At 69.0% G+C, this 3,274-nt stretch carries 4 protein-coding genes; 3 read left to right on the plus strand and 1 reads right to left on the minus strand.

Annotation, left to right across the window (positions count from 1 at the left end):
- Nucleotides 1–280: 280 nt before the first annotated feature.
- Nucleotides 281–484: a YtxH domain-containing protein gene (locus tag D7Y15_RS42885; RefSeq protein WP_120581663.1), complete on the minus strand. Its 204-nt coding sequence runs from the start codon at nt 482–484 to the stop codon at nt 281–283.
- A 216-nt stretch (nt 485–700) separates the two neighbouring features.
- On the opposite strand from D7Y15_RS42885, the gene D7Y15_RS42890 reads away from it, so the two are divergent.
- From D7Y15_RS42890 to D7Y15_RS42900, 3 genes are all read left to right on the plus strand, one after another.
- Nucleotides 701–2,251 carry an alpha/beta hydrolase-fold protein gene (locus D7Y15_RS42890; protein WP_121756160.1) on the plus strand — a complete coding sequence of 517 codons (1,551 nt, stop codon included), beginning with the start codon at nt 701–703 and terminating at the stop codon, nt 2,249–2,251.
- Entirely contained in the window at nt 2,248–2,568 is a 321-nt protein-coding gene (locus tag D7Y15_RS42895) for a hypothetical protein (RefSeq protein ID WP_121756161.1), read from the plus strand. The genes D7Y15_RS42890 and D7Y15_RS42895 overlap by 4 nt, the downstream gene beginning before the upstream one ends.
- 90 nt (nt 2,569–2,658) lie before the next feature.
- Nucleotides 2,659–3,204 (plus strand): hypothetical protein, encoded by a 546-nt coding sequence (locus D7Y15_RS42900; RefSeq protein ID WP_121756162.1) that lies wholly within the window; start codon nt 2,659–2,661, stop codon nt 3,202–3,204.
- Nucleotides 3,205–3,274 lie beyond the last annotated feature (70 nt).

Below are 3,274 nucleotides of genomic sequence, written 5' to 3' on the forward strand. Positions count from 1 at the left end.
TCAAACAGCGCGTGTCGGCCAACCGGCAGTACTCGACGATGGAGCAGCACGTCGCCGCTGCCATCCGCTGGGTAGTGCGCCTTTCTCCCCAGGACGCCCTCCGCAAGGCGGGCTGCCTCGCCGAGGGATTCTGGCTGCGCGATTTGTTAGAGAACTTCTGGCGACCTACTTAGCCGCGCACGGCTGATCCGCGAGGAATGACAACACCCCGGAGGCCGGCACCGTGAAGGTCCGGCGTCCGGGGTGCTTGTTTCTTCCGCGCTCGAAAGGCGGCGGCTGACTACTTGTCGGTCGCGTCCTCGATCTTGTCGCCGGCCTTCTCCGCGGCGTCGCCCGTGGCATCGGCGGCGTCCTCGGCCGTGTCCTTCACCTTGTCGCCCGCCTGCTCCACGTCGTCCTTGGCGGCCTCGCGGGTGTTGCGGTGGCAACCCGTGCCCACGGTGATAGCACCCAGCGTCAAGGCCAGCAGCGTCAGCTTCTTCATACGGTGTGACTCCTTCGCTTGAAGGGGGTGGCGGGATGCGACCCGCCGTCCCCCGTGCGCCGCGCAAGGTAGGCACTGTCCACCAGCTGCCAAGGGGGCAGCCCTTTTGGGATGTACGCTCCGGGGCATCCGCGCCCCACTGATGGGCGCCGGAACACGCTGTTAGGGTGCGCCTTCACGAGGGGCCTGATCCCGCCCCCGGAGGCCCACCCATCCATGTCGCATCCCCGGCCCTCAAGGCCCACCCTGTTGCTCGTCCTGGCGTTGGCGGCCCTCTGGGGCTGTTCCTCCGACAAGCCGAAGCCCGTCGAGCAGGTCTTCTCCGACGTCCAGTTCGACCTCACCGTCCCACCGGAGACGCCGGTCGACGCGGAGATCTTCCTCAAGGGCCCCACCGCCACGTTCGGCGGCACGGACGGGCGGGGCCTGGAGATGGTCTACCAGGGCGGCCGTCAGTTCAGCCTGAAGGCCCGGCTGCCCAAGAACACCGCCTTCACCTACGCGGTGTTGATGACGGCGCCCACGGCCCAGGTGGCGCTGGACGCCCAGGGAGCACCGGAGGCGGACCACACCGTCACCGCCCGTGAGAACGAGGAGACTGTCACCCTCACGGTGGAGCGCTTCGGCGCCGAGGGGGGGCAGACAGGCGCGAGGACCGTGTTCATCGTCCAGGTCCCGGACATCACGCCGGTTGGGGCCAAGGTGTGGCTGTCCGGAAACCAGCCGGAACTGGGGAACTGGAATGGCGCGGAGGTGGAGCTCTACCAGGCCATGGACAACGCCTACGCCGGCGCCGTCACCTTCGCGGCGAGCACGGGCCTGGAGTTCAAGGTGACGCGCGGTTCGTGGGACACGGTGGAGAAGAGCGAAACTGGCGCCGAGGTGGCCAACCACACCTTCACCACCGGCGGCGGCTTCGAGCGCGTGCCCGTGGCGGTGAAGGGCTGGGCGGACCTCTCCACGCCCCCGCCGCCCCCGCCGCTCACCGGTGACGTGCGCTACCTGCGCAACGTCGTGCCCCAGGACGCAAGCCTCAAGCCGCGCGACGTCATCATCTGGCTGCCGCCCGGCTACGAGGCGGACACCACGCGCCGCTACCCGGTGCTCTACATGCACGACGGCCAGAACCTGATGGACGTCAGCACCGCGTTCGCGGGCGAGTGGAACGTGGATGAGACGGCGCAGGCGCTGGTGGAGTCCGGCAAGGTGGAGCCGCTCATCATCGTGGGCATCTACAACACGAGCGACCGCATCGCGGAGTACACGCCGGTGCCCTTCCCGCCGGAGTACCCGAACGCGGGCCGCGCGGACGTGTATGGCCAGTTCCTCATCCAGGAGCTGAAGCCGCGCATCGACGCGGAGTTCCGCACGAAGCCGGAGGCGCGGTTCACGGGGCTCGCGGGCTCGTCGCTGGGCGGGCTCGTGTCCATGTCGCTGGGGCTCAAGCACCCGGACGTCTTCACCCGCCTGGGCGTGGTGTCGCCGTCGGTGTGGTGGGCGGACCGGGAGATTGTCTCGGAGGTGAACGCGCTCACCGCCAAGCCCGAGCTGCGCATCTGGGAGGACATCGGCACCAACGAAGGCTCCGGCAGCCAGGCGGAGACGGTGGCGGATGCGCAGGCGCTGCGCGACGCGCTGGTGGCCAAGGGCTGGGTGCTGGACGACGACCTCAAGTACACGGTGGTGGAGGGAGGCCAGCACAACGAGGCCGCGTGGAGCGCGCGCTTCGGTGACCTCCTGCGCTTCCTGTATCCCGTGAAGCAGTGACGAAGCCGCCGCCCCCCACCACCCCGGATGGACGCTACCTGGTGGTGGACGGGCGGCTGTGGCGCCGCAGCAATCCAGCGCTCGGGCCCCGGCAGCGAGAACTGCTGGTGGCCGCGCTGATGCGGGCCCGCGCCGACGTGGGCCGGGCGAAGCGAACAAAGGACGCGGCCCTGGAGCGCCGGGCGCGAGACCGCGTGCACCGCGCCAAGGTGGGCCTGGGAGAGCGGGGCGCGCCGTGGTGGACGGATGGCACGCCGGACCTCAACCGGCGCCTCGTGCGGAACACGCCCTACGCCGCCTGGTTCCAGGACCTGTGAACCGGTTGTGACTTGAACGCCCACCTCCGGGTGTGGAACACGCCTTCTGCCTCAAAGCTGTATTCCCCCAAGACAAGAAGGAAGTGTTGCATGCGTCACGCCTGGAATCGGCTGTGGTGGCTGGTGCCGTCGTTGCTCGTGGCGGCGTGTGGTCCGTCGCAGGAGCAGGACGCGCCCACGCAGGTCGGCTCGAGCACGCAGGCCATTCTGTACACGCCTCCCGTGCCCACGAGCGGCAACCTCGTGGACAGCACGGCGTACCTGGGGCCGGTGGGGCTGAACGGCGCGGTGCAGACACAGTTCACGACGAACCCGCAGTATCTGTCCTTCAGCTTCAACGTGGCAGCGGGCGCGAAGGTGAGCCTGGAGGTCACGCACCTGGGCAGCAGCATGTACCTGGATACGGGCCTGTTCATCTACGGCCCCAGGAACACGAGCGGCAGCTACGGCACCACGGTGCTCGCGCAGGACGACGACGCGGGCTACGGCCAGCTGTCCAAGGTGGCCAGCCTGACGCTGGCCCAGGGCGGCGAGTACCTGGCGGTGGTGAGCACCGGCACGGGAGCGGGCAAGAAGTTCGTAAGTCCTCGCCCGAGCCCGTCGAGAGCGACGTTGACGGAGAGGTTCGGCGAATGATTGCTGGGTGAGTCGTCTCAGCGCGACGGGCCGCGAGCCTCGGCCCAGAGGGAGACTTCGCCGTCCGCCT

The sequence above is a fragment of the Corallococcus sp. AB030 genome, assembly GCF_003668965.1.
In the GTDB taxonomy this organism is placed as follows: domain Bacteria; phylum Myxococcota; class Myxococcia; order Myxococcales; family Myxococcaceae; genus Corallococcus; species Corallococcus exiguus.

What these genes read in the sequence shown, in the direction of transcription:
- D7Y15_RS42885 (WP_120581663.1), bottom strand. Translation starts at nt 484, where the DNA reads ATGAAGAAGCTGACGCTGCTGGCCTTGACGCTGGGTGCTATCACCGTG.
- D7Y15_RS42900 (WP_121756162.1), top strand. Translation starts at nt 2,659, where the DNA reads ATGCGTCACGCCTGGAATCGGCTGTGGTGGCTGGTGCCGTCGTTGCTC.
- D7Y15_RS42890 (WP_121756160.1), top strand. Translation starts at nt 701, where the DNA reads ATGTCGCATCCCCGGCCCTCAAGGCCCACCCTGTTGCTCGTCCTGGCG.